Consider the following 18,592-nt stretch of genomic DNA (forward strand, 5'->3'; position numbering starts at 1 on the left):
GCCATGGCAGGTGTCACCCGCACCCCCACCCACCTCACCCAGGGCGGCAAGACCCGGGCCGGCATCGGGGAATCCACCTTGCGGCCCGACGGCACCCTCAAGGTGACCGGCGAATTCGCCTACTCCTCGGACATGTGGCACGAGGACATGCTGTGGGGCTACACGCTGCGCAGCACCGTCGCCCACGCCGAGATCCGCTCCCTCGACACCGGCGAGGCGCTGGCGACCCCCGGGGTCTACGCCGTGCTGACCTACGACGATCTGCCCACCGAGGTGAAGAACTACGGTCTGGAGATCCAGGACACGCCGGTCCTCGCGCACGGCAAGGTGCGCCACCACGGCGAGCCGGTGGCGCTGGTCGCCGCCGACCACCCGGAGACCGCCCGCCGCGCCGCCGCCAAGATCAAGATCGACTACCGCGAACTGCCGGTCGTCACCGACGAGGCCTCCGCCACGGCCGAGGGCGCACCGCTGGTCCACGAGAACCGCACCGACCACCACATCGGCCACGTACCGCACCCCAACATCGTGCACCGCCAGCCGATCATCCGCGGCGACGCCGACGAGGCCGCGAAGCGGGCCGATGTCATCGTCTCCGGCGAGTACGTCTTCGGCATGCAGGACCAGGCCTTCCTCGGCCCGGAATCCGGTCTCGCGGTGCCCGGTGAGGACGGCGGCGTCGATCTGTACGTCGCCACCCAGTGGCTGCACTCCGACCTGCGCCAGATCGCCCCGGTCCTCGGTCTGCCCGAGGAGAAGGTGCGGATGACGCTCTCCGGCGTCGGCGGCGCGTTCGGCGGCCGCGAGGACCTGTCGATGCAGATCCACGCCTGCCTGCTGGCGCTGCGCACCGGCAAGCCCGTCAAGATCGTCTACAACCGGTTCGAGTCCTTCTTCGGCCACGTCCACCGGCACCCGGCCAGGCTCTGGTACGAACACGGCGCCACCAAGGACGGCAAGCTCACGCACATGAAGTGCCGGATCGTGCTGGACGGCGGCGCCTACGCCTCCGCCTCCCCGGCCGTCGTCGGCAACGCCTCGTCCCTGTCGGTCGGCCCCTACGTCGTCGACGACGTCGACATCGAGGCCCTCGCGCTGTACTCCAACAACCCGCCCTGCGGGGCGATGCGCGGCTTCGGCGCGGTCCAGGCGTGCTTCGCCTACGAGGCGCAGATGGACAAGCTCGCCACGAAGCTGGGAATGGACCCGGTCGCCTTCCGGCAGCTGAACGCCATGGAACAGGGCACGCTGCTGCCGACCGGCCAGCCCGTCGACTCGCCCGCGCCGGTCGCCGAACTGCTGCGAAGGGTCAAGGCGATGCCGCTGCCGCCCGAGCAGCAGTGGCGCACGGCCGGCGCGGGCGCCGACGTCCGCGCGCTGCCCGGCGGGCTGTCCAACACCACCCACGGCGAGGGCGTGGTCCGCGGCATCGGCTACGCCGTCGGCATCAAGAACGTCGGTTTCTCCGAGGGCTTCGACGACTACTCCACCGCCCGGGTGCGGATGGAGGTCATCGGCGGCGAGCCGGTCGCCACCGTCCACACCGCGATGGCGGAGGTCGGCCAGGGCGGCATCACCGTGCACGCCCAGATCGCCCGTACCGAACTGGGCGTCCAGCAGGTCACCATCCACCCGGCCGACACCCGGGTCGGCTCGGCCGGCTCCACCTCCGCCTCCCGGCAGACGTATGTGACCGGCGGCGCGGTGAAGCACAGCTGCGAGGCGGTGCGCGAGAAGGTCCTCCAGAAGGGCCGCGCCAAGTTCGGCACGTACCACCCCGCCTGGGCCACCGCCGAACTCCTGCTGGAGGGCGGCAAGGTCACCACCGACGGGGGAGAGGTACTGGCCGATATCGCCGACGTCCTGGAGGACGAGGCGATCGACCTGGAGCTGGAGTGGCGGCACCGCCCCACCGAGGCCTTCGACCTGCACACCGGCCAGGGCAACGGCCACGTCCAGTACTCCTTCGCCGCCCACCGCGCGGTCGTCGAGGTGGACACCGAACTCGGCCTGGTCAAGGTCATCGAGCTGGCGGTCGCCCAGGACGTCGGCAAGGCGCTCAACCCGCTGTCCGTCGTCGGCCAGATCCAGGGCGGCACCACCCAGGGTCTGGGGGTGGCCGTCATGGAGGAGATCATCGTCGACCCCAAGACCGCGAAGGTGCGCAACCCGTCCTTCACGGACTACCTCATCCCCACGATCCTCGACACCCCGACCATCCCGGTCGATGTGCTCGAACTCGCCGACGAGCACGCCCCGTACGGGCTGCGCGGCATCGGCGAGGCCCCCACCCTGTCGTCCACCCCGGCCGTCCTCGCGGCGATCCGGAACGCGACCGGGCTGGAGCTCACCAAGACGCCGGTGCGCCCCGAGCACCTCACCGGCACCTAGGAACCGCCTCCGGGTGGTGCGCGGCGCAGGATCCTGCCGGCCTGCCGCGCGCACCACCCGGAGGTTCGCACCACGCAGTCACTGCTCCGCCCCGCACGGAGTCAGTACCCGTTCGTCTCGGGCCGTCCCCCGGGTCGTGCAGCCGACGTTCCATCCCAAATCTCGCATCCGATGCGAGGGCCCCTGTGAACCTTGGGAGTAAGGCATCATGACCCAGCAGTCCACCGAGCCGCGGACCACGGCGGACGACGCGGGCGCCGGCTCGCGTCAGCCCGCCGGCCGGTCCTGGCTCGACCGGTACTTCCACATATCCGACAGAGGATCGACGCTCGCGCGCGAACTGCGCGGCGGCATCACCACCTTCATGGCGATGTGCTACATCCTCCTGCTCAACCCGCTCATCCTGTCGACCCCGGACGTCGAGAAGAACACCCTCGCGCACGCCGGCGTGGTCACCGCGACCGCGTTCGCCGCCGCGGTCTCCACCCTGCTGATGGGCTTCATCGGCAAGGTGCCGCTGGCGCTGGCGGCCGGCCTCAACGTCTCCGCCGCACTGACCGCCCAGGTGGTCCCGCACATGACCTGGCCGCAGGCGATGGGCATGTGCGTGATCTACGGCGTGATCATCTGCCTGCTGGTGGTCACCGGCCTGCGCGAGATGATCATGAACGCCATCCCGCTGGCGCTCAAGCACGCGATCACCATGGGCATCGGGATGTTCGTCGCCCTGCTCGGCCTGGTGAAGGCCGGGTTCGTGGGCAAGGGCGAGGGCGGCCCGGTCACCCTCGGCCTGAACGGGCAGCTCTCCGGCTGGCCGGTCCTGTTCTTCTGTGTCACGCTGTTGTTGATCTTCATGTTGCAGGCGCGCAAGGTGTCCGGTGCCATCCTCTACGGCATCGTGGCCGGCAGCGTCCTGGCCATCGCCGCCACCAGGATCGGCGGGCTGACGGCCAAGGACTGGGGCGGGACGCCTCCGGAACTGAGCGGCAGTGCGGTGTCGATGCCCGACTTCGGCCTCTTCGGCCATGTGGAATTCGGCGGCTGGGGCTCGATCGGAGCCCTCGGCGTGGGCATGATCGTGTTCACCCTGGTGCTGGCCGGCTTCTTCGACGCGATGGCCACCATCATCGGCGTCGGCACCGAGGCCGGACTGGCCGACGACAAGGGTCGGATGCCGGGGCTGTCCAAGGCGCTCTTCGTGGACGGCGCGGGCGGGGCGATCGGCGGGATGGCCGGGGCCTCCGGCCAGACCGTGTTCATCGAATCGGCGAGCGGCGTCGGCGAGGGCGCACGGACCGGTCTGTCGTCCGTCGTCACCGGCCTGCTCTTCGCGGCCTGCCTGTTCTTCACCCCGGTCACCCAGCTGGTGCCGGCCCAGGTGGCCTCGGCCGCCCTCGTCGTCATCGGCTCGATGATGATGAGCGCCGCCGGGCACGTGGACTGGCGCGACCGGGCGGTGTCGATCCCGGTCTTCCTGACCGTGGTCCTGATGCCGTTCACCTACAGCATCACCGCCGGTGTCGGCGGCGGCGTCCTCGCCTACAGCGCCATCAAGGCCGCGCAGGGCAAGTGGCGCGAGGTCGGCGGCTTCATGTGGGCGCTGTCCGCGATCTTCCTCGTCTACTTCTCGCTCCATCCGATCGAGCAGTGGCTGGGCGTCAGGTAACCGCCCCGCCCGCCCCGCCCCCGGCTTCGGTCGGGGGACCCCATCCGTCCGTTAGGAGACCGACATGCTGGACATCGCCGACGAGCTGCACCGGTGGGTCGAGCAGGGCCGCGACTTCGCGGTGGCCACCGTCGTGGCCACCCACGGCAGCGCGCCCCGCCAGCCCGGAGCCGCCCTCGCCGTCGACGGCGCCGGCACCGCCATCGGGTCGGTCTCCGGCGGATGTGTGGAGGGGGCGGTCTACGAACTGTGCCAGGAGGCGCTGCGGACCGGCCGGCCGGTCCTGGAGCGCTTCGGATACAGCGACGAGGACGCCTTCGCCGTGGGCCTGACCTGCGGCGGCGTCATCGACATCCTCGTCGAGCCGATACCGGCCGCGGCCGCGCACCCCGCCGGCGGCGGCCCGGCGGCGAGGGAGCCGGCGGACCGCACCGCCGGCACGCTCGCCACCGGGCTGGCCGCCGCCGCCGCGGGGGAGCCGGCGGCCCTCGCCCGGGTCGTCCGGGGCCCCGACGGCTTCCTCGGCCGCGCCCTGCTGGTCCGGCCCGACGGCAGCCACACCGGCACCCTCGGCGGCCACCCCGGCCTGGACCGCACCGCGCTCGCCGAGGCCCGCGCCCTGCTGGACGCCGGGCGCACCGCGACGGTCGCCCTCGGCACGGGTACCGACGACGCACCGCAGGGCGGCGGGGCGCAGCCGGCGGGCTCGCGCTGCGGCACCACGATCGAGCTGCTCGTGGAGTCCTCCGTTCCCGCGCCCCGCATGATCGTCTTCGGCGCCATCGACTTCGCCGCCGCGCTGGTCAAGGTCGGAAAGTTCCTCAACTACCACGTCACGGTCTGCGATGCGCGCCCCGTCTTCGCCACCCGCGGACGCTTCCCGGACGCCGACGAGATCGTCGTCGACTGGCCGCACCGCTACCTGGACTCCCAGGAACTCGACGCCCGCGCGGTGTTGTGCGTGCTGACCCACGACGCCAAGTTCGATGTGCCGCTGCTGGAGCGCGCCCTGCGGCTCCCGGTCGCCTACGTCGGGGCGATGGGCTCCCGCCGCACCCATCTGGACCGTCAGCGGCGGCTGCGTGAAGTCGGCCTGAGCGAGCTGGAGTTGAACCGGCTGCGCTCGCCCATCGGGCTCGACCTCGGTGCCCGCACCCCGGAGGAGACCGCGCTGTCCATCGCGGCCGAGATCGTCGCCAACCGCCGCGGCGGCACCGGCACCCCGCTGACCGGTGCGCACACCCCGATCCACCACGACACGGCCCGCCGGGTGGGACGGATCGGCTCGGTGGCCTGAGCGCACGGCGGAGGCGGTCGGCGCGGGCGTGGGCGCACGGCGGGGCGTGGGCGTACGGAGCCCTTTTCCCGGCGTGCATCCCGCCCGATTTCCCCGGCGTGCACCGCGCCCGAAGCGGCGCAGATCACACCGCGTTCCGGCCCTCTTCGGCCGAAAGGACGAGGGGGCACCCCGGGGGATATGGCAGCATGGGGAAATAGCGGCGCCCGTGCTGAGGGTGCCGGTATGTGTCCGCGCGAGCAAGGAGGTGATCGGGATGAGTCCCGAAGGAAGTCCTTGCCGCAGCGTTGCAGCGTACTGACCGCTGCTCTCTCCGAGCCGCTGACGGTGTGCCCGTAGGGCCTCCGCGCCGGCTTCGCGGTATGTCTTCACCCTGACACCAGGGCGCTTCCGGTCGTGTCCGGCCGCCCTGTTCCCCTTTTTTCGACGTTCCTCGCATTTTCTCGATGACCCTCGGGGACTTTCCGCAACCCGCGGATTTCCCGGATTTACCGGGCCGCCGATTTCATCGAGTCACCGAGTTCATCGAACTTTTCGCATTCTTCGCGCGGAGGCCATATCGGCCTGCCCGAAAACGGCCGGTCATGCGCCCGGCCCGAACGCTGAGACGCGCCCGCACCGCCTTTCGCCGTGCCGTGCGCGGATTCCGCGTGCTCCGGGCCGCCGGTATGCCCTGCGCGCAGGGAGGATTTGTCATGACCCATCTGCTCACCCCCCAAAAGCTCGCTCCGCCGGGCCGCAGGCTCCGCCGGGAGCGGCAGACCGCCGAAGCGGCGGCCCGTACCCGGCAGGTCGCCGACCGGCTGGCCGAGGTCAGCGGCCGCCCCGCCGCCCCGCTCCTGCAGGAGCTGCAGACCACCCCCGCCGGGCTGTCCTACGGCCTGGCCCAGCACCGTCTGGAGCGCGACGGCGCCAACGTCCTCACCCCGACGTCCGCCCCCCGCTGGTACACCCAGCTCGCCAAGGCCTTCTGGAACCCCTTCATCCTGGTGCTGGCGGTGCTGGTCACCGTCATGTACGCGCAGTGGCTCCAGGTGGCCGACGAGGAGCCGTTCGACCCGAAGATCGCGATCCTGGGCGCGATGGTGCTGATCAGCGTGGGACTGCGGTTCTGGCAGGAGTACCGCTCCAACAGCTCCGCCGCCGCCCTCCAGGCCCTGGTCACCACGACCACCGCCGTACAGCGGCTGGCCGGCAACGGGCGGATGCCCACCACCGTCGAGATCCCGATGGACGGCGTGGTCAGGGGCGACCTCATCAAGCTGGCCGCCGGTGACCTCGTCCCCGCCGACCTGCGGCTGCTGACCGCCAAGGACCTGATGATCAGTCAGGCGGCGCTGTCCGGTGAGTCGCTGCCCGCGGCCAAGGCCGACACCCGCTTCCCCGACGACGGGCAGCGGCTGACCCGCGACCCGGTCGAGGCCGACAACCTCGCCCTCGCCGGGACCTCGGTGACCTCCGGCACCGCCACCGGTGTGGTCGTGGCGACCGGCTCGGACACCTACTTCGGCTCCATGGCCGGCGCGCTGACCGGCGAGCGTCCGGAGACCGGCTTCGACACCGGCGTGAAGAAGGTCAGCATGCTGCTGATCCGCTTCATGCTGGTGATGGTCCCCATCGTCTTCCTGATCAACGGCGTGACCAAGGGCGACTGGGCCGAGGCCTTCACCTTCGCGGTGGCCGTCGCGGTCGGGCTCACGCCCGAGATGCTGCCGATGGTCGTGACCACCAACCTGGCGCGCGGCGCGGTCGCGCTGTCCCGCCGCAAGGTGGTCGTCAAGCGGCTGAACGCGATCCAGAACCTGGGCGCGATGGACGTGCTGTGCACGGACAAGACCGGCACCCTCACCGAGGACCGGATCGTCCTGGACAGCTACCTCGACATCCACGGCGAGCCCGACGGCGAGGTGCTGGAGTACGCCTACCTCAACAGCCACTTCCAGACCGGGCTGCGGAACCTGCTGGACCAGGCCGTCATCGACCGGATGCACGAGGCCGAGGAGGTTGTCGTCGACGCCCGCTTCACGCTGGTCGACGAGATCCCCTTCGACTTCGCGCGCCGGCGGATGTCGGTGGTCCTGCGCCGCAACGACGCGGACGGGCCGGCCGGCGAACACGTCCTGATCACCAAGGGTGCCGTCGAGGAAGTGCTCGACCGGTGCAGCCATCTGTCCGGCGGCGGCCGCCGCGCCGAGCTGACCGACACCCTGCGCCGCCAGGTCCTGCACACCGCCGCCTACCACCAGCGGCAGGGCATGCGCGTACTCGCCGTGGCCACCCGCACCCTGCCCGGCGAGGGCGGCGGCCGGGAGGCGCGTGCCGGCTACGGCGTCGAGGACGAGTCCGGGCTGACCCTGGTCGGCTTCCTGGCCTTCCTCGACCCGCCGAAGCAGGACGCCGCCCGGGCACTGGCTGCCCTGGCCGACAGCGGGATCGCGGTCAAGGTCATCACCGGCGACAACGAGCTGGTCGCCGCCCGGGTCTGCGCGGACGTGGGCCTGGACGTCGGCACCGTGGTCACCGGCGCCGAGCTCGACGGCCTCGACGAGACGCAACTGCGCGCCCTGACCCGCACCACCACGGTCTTCGCCAAGGCCGACCCCACCCAGAAGGCCCGGATCGTCCGGGCGCTGCAGGCCGACGGGCACACCGTCGGATTCCTGGGCGACGGCATCAACGACGCCGCCGCGCTGCGCGACGCGGACGTCGGCATCTCCGTCGACACCGCCGTCGACATCGCCAAGGAGTCCGCCGACATCATCCTGCTGGAGAAGGACCTGATGGTCCTGGAGCAGGGGGTGCTGCGCGGCCGGCTGACCTTCGGCAACACCATCAAGTACCTCAAGATGACGGCCTCCTCGAACTTCGGGAACGTCTTCTCGGTACTGGCCGCCTCCGCGTTCCTCCCCTTCCAGCCGATGCTGGCCATGCAACTGCTCGTACAGAACCTGCTGTACGACATCTCCCAGCTGGCCACCCCGTGGGACCGGATGGACCGCGACTACCTGCGCACCCCGCGCACCTGGGACGCCCGGGGCATCGGACGCTTCATGCTCGTCCTCGGGCCGACCAGCTCGGTCTTCGACATCACCACCTTCCTGCTGATGTGGCACGTGTTCGGGGCCAATAGCGAGGTCCATCAGGCGCTGTTCCAGTCCGGCTGGTTCGTCGAGGGCCTGCTGACCCAGACGCTGGTCGTCCACATGCTGCGCACCCGCCGGATCCCCTTCGTGCAGTCCCGCGCGACCCTCCCGGTGATGGTGATGACAGTGGCCGTGACGGCGATCGGCCTGTATCTGCCGTTCTCGCCGCTGGCCGGTGTGCTCGGGATGCAGGCGCTGCCGATGGCCTACTTCCCGTGGCTGGTCGCGACACTGGGCGCGTACTGCCTGCTCACCCAGGGCGTGAAGACCTGGTACATCCGCCGGTTCGGCAGCTGGCTGTAGCCGGACCCGGGGCCCGGGGACGCCGGCCCGGCGCGCGATAACGGGATGAGGATCCCGGCGCGCCGGTCTAGCGTCCCCGGGGTGACCCACGACGACACCCCTACGGCACCCCACCTCGGGGACATCCCCGACGAGGACCTCGGCGAAGCCCTGGACCTCGTGTATCTCGCGTTCCATCTGACGCCGACCGACAAGACCCATGCCCGATACCGTCAGTTGCTGCGGAACGGCACCCGCATCGGCGCGCGGGACGGTGGGCGGCTGGCCGGAGTGGCCGGCGCCCACCGCCTCACCCTCTCCGTCCCGGGCGGTCAACTCCCCTGCGCCGCACTCGACTTCGTCTCCGTGGCGCCCACCCACCGGCGCCGCGGGGTGCTGACGTCGATGATCGGCGAACTGTGGCGCCGCTGCGGGGCCGACGGGCAGCCGCTGGCCTGCCTGTGGGCGTCGGAGAGCGCCATCTACGGCCGCTACGGCTTCGCCGCGGCCACCGAGACCTGTCGGGTGGAGATCGACTCGTCCCGGCCGCTCGCGCTGCGCCTCGCGGCCGACCGCCGTCCGCTGCGACTGATCGACCCCGCCGCGGCCCCCGCCCTGCTCGCCGCGCGCTACGACGCGAGCCTGGCCGACCGCGCGGGGCGCTTCACCCGCGACGAGGCCTGGTGGCGGGCCCAGGTGCTGGACCTCGACGGCGCCCGCGGCAGCAGCCCGGGCGGCTTCGGCCCGGTGCGCGTGGTGGCGCTGGGCGCGGAGGACCAGACGCCCGGCGGCTACGCGCTCTACCGCACCCGCCCCGCGGACGACGACGGACCCGGCGCGGTCGCGGTGGCGGAGCTGGAGGCCGAGTCCGCGCCGGCCGCCGCCGCCCTGTGGTCCTACCTCGCCGCCATCGACCTGACCTCGACCGTACGGATCCGGGCCTGCCCCGCCGACGACCCGCTGCTGTACCTCGCCGCCGACCGGGACCAGGTGCGCGTCACCGGCCAGGAGCCCTGTCTGTGGCTGCGGCTCGTGGACGTCCGCGCCGCCCTGACCGCCCGTTCCTGGGCGGCGCCCGTCACTCTCGTCCTCGATCTGAGCGACGGTGAGCTGCCCGCCAACGCGGGCCGTTTCCGGCTCACCGCCACCCCCGCCGGGGCCACCTGGGAACCCACCGGGGAGGACCCCGATCTGTCCCTGGACGTACGGGAGTTGGGTGCCGTCTATCTGGGCGGCACCCCCCTCCGGCGCTTCGCACACGCCGGTCTGGTCACCGAGCACACCCCGGGTGCGATCCGCCGACTGGACGCCGCCCTGCAGACCGACCGGCTGCCCTTCACGGCGGACAACGATTGACGGGGGGCGGGGTCGGGGTCGGGGGCCGGGGGCCGGGGGCGCGGGGGCCGGGCGCGGTGAGGCCGTGGCGCCCGCGCCCGGCGCGCTCAGACCGCGTCCCCCCGCTCCCACCGGGTCCGCAGCGCCGCCATCACCAGCACGTCATGCCACGCGCCGTCCCAGTGCAGGGCCTCGCGCAGCCGGCCCTCCACCTCGAAGCCGCACTTCTCGTAGGCCCGCCGGGCGCGCGGGTTGTAGTCGTAGACCTCCAGCTCGACGCGGTGCAGCCGCACCCGGTCGAAGGCGTACGCCAGCAGCAGCCGGACCGCCTCGCTGCCGATGCCGCGGCCGGTGGCGTGCGGGACGAGGGCGATCCGGAACACCCCGTGGGCGTTGTCCCGGTCGATCCGGCTCAGCGCCAGCTCGCCCAGGAACGCACCGCTCTCCCGGTCCTCCACCGCGAGGTCGAGCCGGTCCTCGCGGTCGGGGCACCCGGCGCACCACTCCTCGATCTCCGCGCGCGTGAAGTCGTGGTGGGTGCCGGTCAGCCGGCGGGTCTCCGGGTGCAGACAGGCGGCGTGGAAGGCGTCCGCATGCCGTGCCGACAGTGGCACGAGCCGGATCCGGTCGCCGGTGAGCACGGGCTTCTCGCGCAGTGCGGTGGCATCGATCATGAGGGGAGGATGTCCGGGCCGCGAACCGCACGGCAAGGGAATTAACCGGCCGGGACCGGGGACGGGGGAGGGGGAGGACCGCCCGCCGGACACGCTGGACCACTTGGCTCCTTGCACGCCGAACCGCTTGACCGGTGCCGCCTTCGCGGAATCTGATGTTCCCATCGCTGCCGCCGCGGCAGGAACGCTGTCGCGCGGCAACGGCCGTACGCACCTCAGCTTCCCGGCGTGGGTGCCCCGGACCCTCCGAACACAGGAGAAAGCATGCGGACACCGATGACGATCGCGGACTTCCTCGACCGCGCCGACCTGGGCTTCCGTGAGAGCACGGGCGTGATCGACGAGCCCCGTCAGCCCGCTCCTGCGGTGCCCGTCGCGACCTACGGGCTCTTCGCCGACCGGGTCCGTGCCTGGCAGGCGGGCCTGGACGCCCTCGGGGTCGGGGAGGGTGAGCGGGTGGCCGTGGTCAGCCACAACTCCACGCGCATGCTGGAGCTGTTGTTCGCGGTGCCGATGAGCGGCCGGATCTGCGTACCGGTGAACTTCCGCCTCAAGCCCGAAGAGGTCGCCTACGTGGTCCGGCAGAGCGGGGCCTCGGTCCTGCTCCTCGACCCGGAGGTGGCGGACGCCCTGGCCGGCGTCGAGGTGCGCCACCGCTTCGTGCTCGGCGAGCAGACCGAGACCGAGCTGATGCGGTTCGGCGTGCAGCCGCGCCCGTGGTCGCACCCCGACGAGGACGCCACCGCGACGATCAACTTCACCTCCGGCACCACCGCCCGCCCCAAGGGCGTGCAGCTGACGCACCGCAACATCTGGGTCAACGGCATGACCTTCGGCCTGCACACCCGCGCGTGGGAGCGCGATGTGTACATGCACACCCTGCCGATGTTCCACTGCAACGGCTGGGGAATGCCGTACGTGATGGCCGGACTCGGGGTCAAGCAGGTGGTGCTGCGCAAGGTCGACGGCGCGGAGATCCTGCGGCGGGTCGAGGAGCACGGCGTCACCCTCATGTGCGGTGCGCCCGCCGTCTGGAACGCCGTGCTCGGCGCCGCGGCGAGCTGGCCCGGCGAGATCCCGGGGCGCGACCGGGTGCGCATCGTCTGCGCGGGGGCGCCGCCGCCGACCGCGACGATCGCCCGCGTGGGGGAGGAACTGGGCTGGGAGTTCACCCAGATCTACGGGCTCACCGAGACCTCGCCCCTGCTGACCTTCAACCGGACCCTGCCCGGCGACGCGGACCTGCCCGCCGGGGAGCGGGCCCGCAAGCTGTCCCGCGCCGGTCTGCCCGCGCTCGGGGTCCGGCTGAAGGTCTCCGACTCCGGCGAGGTCCTGGCCCGCTCGAACACGGTGCTCGACGGGTACTGGGACAAGCCGGAGGAGACCGCCGAGGTGCTGGTGGACGGCTGGTTCCACACCGGCGACGGCGGCACCCTCGACCCCGCCGACGGCCACCTCACGATCTCCGACCGGAAGAAGGACGTCATCATCACCGGCGGCGAGAACGTGTCGTCGATCGAGGTCGAGGACACGATCTTCAGCCACCCGGCGGTCGCCGAGGTCGCGGTGATCGGCGTGCCGCACGAGAAGTGGGGCGAGACCATCAAGGCCCTGGTGGTCCTCGCCGAGGGCGCCTCGGCCGAGGAGTCCGACATCATCGCGCACTGCAAGCGGCACCTGGCCGGCTTCAAGGCCCCGACCTCCGTCGAATTCCGCGACGCGATCCCCCGCACCGCCACCGGCAAGATCCAGAAGTTCAAGCTCCGCCGGCCGTACTGGTCCGGGCGCGACCGGGACGTCAACTGACCCCCGGACCCACCGGCGAGGCGAGGCGGGCCGCAGGGGTCTGGCGCGAAGTCCGCGCAACCGCAAGGGTGGGGGACCGCGCCACCGGGCAACGCGAGGAGAGCCACCGATGGACCAGCCGGAGCAGGAACTGTCGTACGCCAGCGGGGTCGCCGCCCGGCCGTTGCTCGGGCACACGATCGGGACCGATCTGCGCCGCACCATCGCGCGCTGCGGCGCCCGGGAGGCGCTGGTCGAGGTGGCGAGCGGGCGCCGCTGGACCTACACCGAACTGGGGCGGGCGGTCGACGAGGTGGCGTGCGGCCTGCTCGCCAAGGGGATCGGGAAGGGGGACCGGGTCGGTATCTGGGCCCCCAACTGCGCCGAGTGGGTGCTCGTGCAGTACGCGACGGCGCGGATCGGCGCGATCCTCGTCAACGTCAACCCGGCCTACCGCGTCCACGAGTTGGCCTACGTCCTGCGGCAGGCCGGCATCGTGTGCCTGGTCTCCGCGACCCACCACAAGTCCAGCGACTACCGGGGGATGATCGAGCAGGTGCGGGCCGACAGCCCGGCGCTGCGGGAGGTCGTGTACCTCGCGGATCCCTCGTGGGACGGGCTGGTGGCCGCCGGTGCCGCGGTGCCGCCGTCCGAACTCGCCGCGTGCGAGGCGACCCTGACCGCCGACGACCCGGTCAACATCCAGTACACCTCCGGCACCACCGGCTTCCCCAAGGGCGCCACCCTCTCCCACCACAACATCCTCAACAACGGCTACGCGGTCGCCGAGACCCTCGGCTACACCGAGCACGACCGGGTGTGTCTGCCGGTGCCCTTCTACCACTGCTTCGGCATGGTCATGGGCAACCTCGGGGCCACCTCGCACGGCGCCTGCATCGTCATCCCCGCGCCCGCCTTCGACGCCGCCGCGACCCTCAAGGCCGTCCAGGACGAGCGCTGTACCTCCCTCTACGGCGTCCCCACCATGTTCATCGCCGAGTTGAACCACCCCGACTTCGCCTGCTACGACCTCACGTCGCTGCGCACCGGCATCATGGCGGGCTCGCCGTGCCCCGAGGAGGTGATGAAGCGGGTCGTCGCCGAGATGCACATGTCCGAGGTCTCCATCTGTTACGGCATGACCGAGACCTCGCCGGTCTCGACCCAGACCCGCCGCGACGACGACCTCGTCCACCGCACGGCGACCGTCGGGCGGGTGCTGCCGCACATCGAGGTGAAGGTGGCCGATCCGGCGAGCGGGGTCACGGTGCCGCGCGGCACCCCGGGCGAACTGTGCACCCGCGGCTACAGCGTGATGCTCGGTTACTGGGCGGAGCCCGAGCACACCGCCGAGGTCATCGACGCGGCCCGGTGGATGCACACCGGAGACCTCGCGGTGATGAACGACGACGGCTACCTCCGGATCGTCGGCCGCATCAAGGACATGATCATCAGGGGCGGCGAGAACGTCTACCCGCGCGAGATCGAGGAGTTCCTCCACTCCCACCCCAAGATCGCCGATGTGCAGGTGGTCGGGGTCCCCGACGAGAAGTACGGCGAGGAGATCGCGGCGTGTGTCATCCTCCGCGACCCGGGCGACCCGCTCACCCTGGAGGAGTTGGCCGCCTTCTGCCGCTCCCGGCTCGCCCACTACAAGGTGCCGCGCCATCTCGACCTCGTCGAGGCCTTCCCGATGACGGTCAGCGGCAAGGTCCGCAAGATCGAACTCCGTGAGCGGCTGGCCGGGGAGGCGGGGCGGTCACCGCGGTCACCGGATGCCCGTCATCTGCCGGGCGCCTGAATCCGGTTGACGCTCCGGGTGATATCCGGTTCGATGCGGCGATGACTGATCTCCGCATCGAACGGGTGGACGGCGAGGCCGCGATCCGGGACTGGCAGCACGTCCACAACACGATCATTCCCACGGCCGTGCTGTCCCTCGACGAGGTGCGCGAGCGCGCCGGGCGCAACCACCTGGAGGTGGCCTACCGGGGCGACACGCTCGTGGGCTGCTCGACGGTACGGCCGCCCACACCGGACGCCCCGGTGGGCACCGTCATCGCCCGGGTACTGGCCGCCCACCGCGGCCGGGGGATCGGCGAAGCCCTCTACGCGCGGGGGCTGGCGCGGGCGCGGGAGCTGGGGGCCGAGGTGATCGAGACGGTGGTCCTGTCCGCCAACACCGAAGGCCTCGACTTCGCCCTGGCACACGGCTTCGCCGAGGTGGAGAGGTATCTGCTGCCGGGCGACGGCATTCCCTGGATCACCCTGCGGCTGCCCTGAGCCGCCGGCCGGCCGGCAGCTCAGGGCAGCCGGTCTCCCGCGCGGTCAGGGCCGGCGCTCGCCCGGCCAGTCGAGCAGCAGGCGCTGCGCGCGCGGCAGCGAGGCGACCACGAGGTCGTACGAATCCTCGATCATGTCGAGAACGAGCCGGTCGGGCAGGGCGCCGTCCAGCGACACGGTGTTCCAGTGGCGCTTGTTGAGGTGATGGCCCGGCACCACCTCGGGGTGCGCGGCGCGCAGCCGCTCGGCCGGCTCGGGCTCGCACTTGAGGCTCACCGTGAGCGGTGTCGCCGGCAGCGACGTCAGCGCGAAGATCTTGCCGCCGACCTTGAAGGCCGACACGTCAGGGTTCCGCGGGAAGGGGAACTCCTCGGCCGCACCGTTGAAGTCCAGGCAGGCCGTCCGCAGGGCGTGGGCGTCGATCATGCCGGCATTATCGCCGGGCCGCGCCCGCCGGGCTCGCGCCGCATGCAGACCCGTGGCCGGCGGTCGAGCCCCAGGGCGGCCTCCCGGGCCCGGATCGCCCGCAGCCCCGGAGTGAGGCCCGCACCGGGCAGGACCCGGAAGCCGATCCTGGCGTAGTACGGCGCGTTCCACGGCACCTCGGCGAACGTCGTGAGCGTCACCGGGACCGGCCCGCCGTCCCGCTCGGCCCGGTCGATGAGCGCGCGGCCGATGCCACGGCGGGCGTGGTCGGGTCGGACCGACACCTGCGCGACATGGGTGCATCCGTCGACCGGTTCCCACAGCAGGAAGGCGACCGGCCCCGCGGCCCCGCCCGTACCGTCCCGCTCCGGATGTGCGACGAGTGCCCGTCCGGCGCCCTGGAAGACGGCCAACTCCGCGAGCGACGGCGGCTCGTCGTCCGCCACCCAGGCCATGCCGAGGGTGTGGAACGGCGCCCCGGCGGCGCGCTCGACGTCGCGCAGCAGGGGCAGCTCGGCAGGGGACGCCCGGCGGATGATCACCCGGCGAGTGTCGCCGCTTCCGGCGGGCGCGGCGAGGGGATTTCCGCGGGCGGCCCGGTCACCGCCCCGCCGCGCCGTACTTGATCAGCTCGTCGGCCGGGTCGTTGACCGGCTGCGGGGTGCCGGTGAGGTCCATGACGAACAGCGGGAGACGCAGTTCATCGGCGCGGGAGCGGGCGTCCCGGGCGTAGCCGGCGAGGGAGAAGAAGACCGCCAGGGCCGAGTCGTTGAGGCCGTTGAGCCAGACGCACTCGATCTCCCGCAGGGCCGTGGAGTGGGTGGTGGGGTCGACCTGGGCTACCACGCCCGTGCCGCGCAGGTCCACGCCGGAGGCGGTGCGCTCCTGGGTCCGGGCGACATCGGCGTAGCCCAGCCACTTCAGATACTGCTCGGCGGCGGTGACGCAGTCACGGGCCGTACGGATCGTCACCGGGCGGAACGCGGGGCGCGCCAGGCCGTGCGGGGTGCGCAGCGGGAACGCGGGGGCGGGGCGCGGCCCGGGCGGGCCGGGGGAGGGGAAGTTCGGCGGCGGCAGGGCGGGGGCCGGAGCGACGGGGACCCGGACGACCGTGCCGCAGGCGCAGCCGGACTCCGGCGCCGGCCATTCGTCCTGCCGTCCGCAGACCTCGCAGCGCACCTCCACCCAGGAGGACTGCCAGGTGCGGTGGAGTATCTCGACGGGCACCCCGCCGCGCAGCACGGGCAGGGTCAGCGGGGCACCGCAGGCGCACGGGAACGTGGGAGGGGTGAAGGCGTTCTCACGGCGGCACGTGGGGCACCGCACCGGCACGCTGTCGGCCATGGTGGGCTCCTGGCAGTCGGGCGGCAGACAGGTCGGATCTGCTGCTGGCTCCATGGTCTCTCCAAAACCGGCCGCCCGGGGCGGAATTGAGGGAGTGCCCCGGGCAAGAGCGCGGGGCACGGCCCGGAGACGGACGGGCCGCGGACACGCGGCAGGGCCCGGAGTCCGTGACCGTGACGGACTCCGGGCCCTGCGGTGGTTCCCGCCCGGCGGCGCGAGCACAGGCGCGACAGACATCGCGCCGCCGGACGGAGTCGGTGAAGCGGGCGAACCGAGCGGCCCGCGCGCTCCCTTTCCGTACCGGCCGGCCACCCCTCAGCGGGCCGGCCGGTACGGATGCGCGGGGACGGTGACCTCCCGTCAGTCCTCGCGCAGCTCCTGGACGCGTGCCTCGACGCGCTTGCCGTACTCCGCGTCGGCAGCGTGGAAGTGCGCGAGGTTCTTCTCGATCACGTCGTCGCGGCCGACCTGGGAGAGGCCGCCGGCGATGGTCTCCACCAGGCGCTTCCGCTCGTCCTCGGACATCAGCCGGTAGAGCTCACCGGCCTGGAAGAAGTCGTCGTCCTTCGCGTGGGCCGGGGCCTCGTGGGTGCCGGTGTGGCCGGAGACGGCGAGCGGGGCGGAGAGCGCCTCGTTGGTCTGCACGGGGCCGCCGTAGGAGTTGGGCTCGTAGTTCTTGGCGTGCCGGTCGTAGCCGTTGGCCGCCATCAGGCCGTCCCGGCCGTAGTTGTCGGCCCGGCCGCCGGCGACGCCCTTGGGGGCGTTGACCGGCAGCAGGGTGTGGTTGACGCCCAGGCGGTAGCGGTGCGCGTCGGCGTAGGCGAACAGCCGGCCCTGGAGCATCTTGTCCGGGGACGGGCCGATGCCGGGCACGAAGTTGTTCGGGGAGAAGGCGGCCTGCTCGACCTCGGCGAAGACGTTGTCGGGGTTGCGGTCCAGGACCAGCCGGCCGACCCGCTGGAGCGGGAAGTCGGTGTGCGGCCACACCTTCGTCAGGTCGAACGGGTTGAAGCGGTAGTGCGCGGCCTCCGCCGCCGGCATGATCTGCGCGTACAGCGTCCAGGAGGGGTAGATGCCCCGCTCGATGGACTGGAGCAGGTCCGTCTGGTGGCTGTTGGGGTCCTTGCCGGCCAGCTCGGCGGCCTGCTCGCCGCTCAGGCAGCGGACGCCCTGGTTGGTCTTGAAGTGGTACTTGACGAAGAAGGCCTCGCCCTCGGCGTTCGTCCACTGGTAGGTGTGCGAGCCGTAGCCGTTCATGTGGCGGTAGGAGGCCGGGATGCCGCGGTCGCCCATGAGCCAGGTGATCTGGTGGGTGGCCTCGGGGGAGTGCGCCCAGAAGTCCCAGACGTTGTCCGGCTCCTGCTTGCCCGTGAAGGGGTCGCGCTTCTGCGAGTGGATGAAGTCGGGGAACTTGATCGGGTCCTTGATGAAGAACACCGGGGTGTTGTTGCCGACGAGGTCGTAGTTGCCCTCCTCGGTGTAGAACTTCAGGGCGAAGCCGCGCGGGTCGCGGGCCGCGTCCGGGCCGCCCAGGCTGTCGGCGACGGTCGAGAAGCGGATGAAGGTCTCGGTCCGCTTGCCGACGGTGTCCAGGAAGCCCGCGCGGGTGAAGGCGGTGACGTCGTCGGTCACCTCGAAGTAGCCGTACGCGCCGGACCCGCGGGCGTGCACGACCCGCTCCGGGATGCGCTCGCGGTTGAAGCGGGCGAGCTTCTCCAGCAGCTGCTGGTCCTGCAGGACGAGCGGGCCGCCGGCGCCGGCGGTGGCCGAGTTCTGGTTGTCGGCGACGGGGGCGCCAGCCTCCGTAGTGAGAAAGCGCGCCGTCAGCGTGGGCTTCGACATGGTGACCTTCCGTACGAGAGCGCGGAAGTTGGCTTCCGCTGTCGGAGCGTAAGAAGGGCTCCGACCAAACGTCAACAGTTTGTTGAAACTACGCCCTGGCGGGGGGCGGGCGTGCGGGGCGGAA

Annotated in this window: 13 protein-coding genes; 8 read left to right on the forward strand and 5 right to left on the reverse strand. The window is 71.9% G+C overall.

Annotated features, from left to right (window positions below):
• The first annotated feature begins 3 nt into the window (after window positions 1-3).
• The 5 genes from ACQP17_RS28580 to ACQP17_RS28600 all read left to right on the forward strand — a co-directional run bounded on the left by ACQP17_RS28580 (window position 4) and on the right by ACQP17_RS28600 (window position 10,135).
• Window positions 4-2,391 (forward strand): xanthine dehydrogenase family protein molybdopterin-binding subunit, encoded by a 2,388-nt coding sequence (locus ACQP17_RS28580; RefSeq protein ID WP_433858850.1) that lies wholly within the window; start codon window positions 4-6, stop codon window positions 2,389-2,391.
• Window positions 2,392-2,599: 208 nt separating this feature from the next.
• On the forward strand, window positions 2,600-4,057 hold the full coding sequence (locus ACQP17_RS28585; RefSeq protein ID WP_433858851.1) for an NCS2 family permease: 1,458 nt from the start codon (window positions 2,600-2,602) through the stop codon (window positions 4,055-4,057).
• Between the two features lie 64 nt (window positions 4,058-4,121).
• Entirely contained in the window at window positions 4,122-5,354 is a 1,233-nt protein-coding gene (locus ACQP17_RS28590; RefSeq protein ID WP_433858852.1) for an XdhC family protein, read from the forward strand.
• A gap of 695 nt (window positions 5,355-6,049) precedes the next feature.
• The gene (gene mgtA / locus ACQP17_RS28595; RefSeq protein WP_433858853.1) at window positions 6,050-8,800 is read left to right on the forward strand and encodes a magnesium-translocating P-type ATPase; all 2,751 of its coding nucleotides are present in this window, start codon (window positions 6,050-6,052) and stop codon (window positions 8,798-8,800) included.
• A gap of 81 nt (window positions 8,801-8,881) precedes the next feature.
• Window positions 8,882-10,135 carry a GNAT family N-acetyltransferase gene (locus ACQP17_RS28600; protein WP_433858854.1) on the forward strand — a complete coding sequence of 418 codons (1,254 nt, stop codon included), beginning with the start codon at window positions 8,882-8,884 and terminating at the stop codon, window positions 10,133-10,135.
• 86 nt (window positions 10,136-10,221) lie between these two features.
• Here the strand turns inward: ACQP17_RS28600 and ACQP17_RS28605 are convergent, their stop codons facing one another.
• Window positions 10,222-10,788 (reverse strand): GNAT family N-acetyltransferase, encoded by a 567-nt coding sequence (locus ACQP17_RS28605; protein WP_433858855.1) that lies wholly within the window; start codon window positions 10,786-10,788, stop codon window positions 10,222-10,224.
• Between the two features lie 264 nt (window positions 10,789-11,052).
• Between ACQP17_RS28605 and ACQP17_RS28610 the strand changes: the two genes are divergently transcribed.
• The 3 genes from ACQP17_RS28610 to ACQP17_RS28620 all read left to right on the forward strand — a co-directional run bounded on the left by ACQP17_RS28610 (window position 11,053) and on the right by ACQP17_RS28620 (window position 14,856).
• Window positions 11,053-12,594: an AMP-binding protein gene (locus ACQP17_RS28610; RefSeq protein WP_433858856.1), complete on the forward strand. Its 1,542-nt coding sequence runs from the start codon at window positions 11,053-11,055 to the stop codon at window positions 12,592-12,594.
• Window positions 12,595-12,703: 109 nt separating this feature from the next.
• Window positions 12,704-14,374, forward strand: a complete 1,671-nt coding sequence (locus ACQP17_RS28615; protein WP_433858857.1) for an AMP-binding protein — start codon at window positions 12,704-12,706, stop codon at window positions 14,372-14,374.
• A gap of 41 nt (window positions 14,375-14,415) precedes the next feature.
• Window positions 14,416-14,856, forward strand: coding sequence for an N-acetyltransferase family protein (locus ACQP17_RS28620; RefSeq protein ID WP_433858858.1), 441 nt, complete (start codon window positions 14,416-14,418; stop codon window positions 14,854-14,856).
• A gap of 45 nt (window positions 14,857-14,901) precedes the next feature.
• Here ACQP17_RS28620 and ACQP17_RS28625 read toward each other — a convergent pair whose 3' ends face one another.
• The 4 genes from ACQP17_RS28625 to ACQP17_RS28640 all read right to left on the reverse strand — a co-directional run bounded on the left by ACQP17_RS28625 (window position 14,902) and on the right by ACQP17_RS28640 (window position 18,468).
• Complete coding sequence (locus ACQP17_RS28625) at window positions 14,902-15,282, reverse strand: MmcQ/YjbR family DNA-binding protein (RefSeq protein ID WP_433858859.1); 381 nt, start codon at window positions 15,280-15,282, stop codon at window positions 14,902-14,904.
• Complete coding sequence (locus ACQP17_RS28630) at window positions 15,279-15,824, reverse strand: GNAT family N-acetyltransferase (protein ID WP_433858860.1); 546 nt, start codon at window positions 15,822-15,824, stop codon at window positions 15,279-15,281. Before ACQP17_RS28630 ends, ACQP17_RS28625 begins: the two co-directional genes overlap by 4 nt.
• Before the next feature lie 58 nt (window positions 15,825-15,882).
• On the reverse strand, window positions 15,883-16,626 hold the full coding sequence (locus tag ACQP17_RS28635) for a hypothetical protein (RefSeq protein WP_433860029.1): 744 nt from the start codon (window positions 16,624-16,626) through the stop codon (window positions 15,883-15,885).
• Between the two features lie 360 nt (window positions 16,627-16,986).
• The gene (locus ACQP17_RS28640; protein WP_433858861.1) at window positions 16,987-18,468 is read right to left on the reverse strand and encodes a catalase; all 1,482 of its coding nucleotides are present in this window, start codon (window positions 18,466-18,468) and stop codon (window positions 16,987-16,989) included.
• Window positions 18,469-18,592: the final 124 nt, after the last annotated feature.

This window comes from Streptomyces kronopolitis (assembly GCF_050953795.1).
Classification (GTDB): Bacteria; Actinomycetota; Actinomycetes; order Streptomycetales; family Streptomycetaceae; genus Streptomyces; species Streptomyces kronopolitis_A.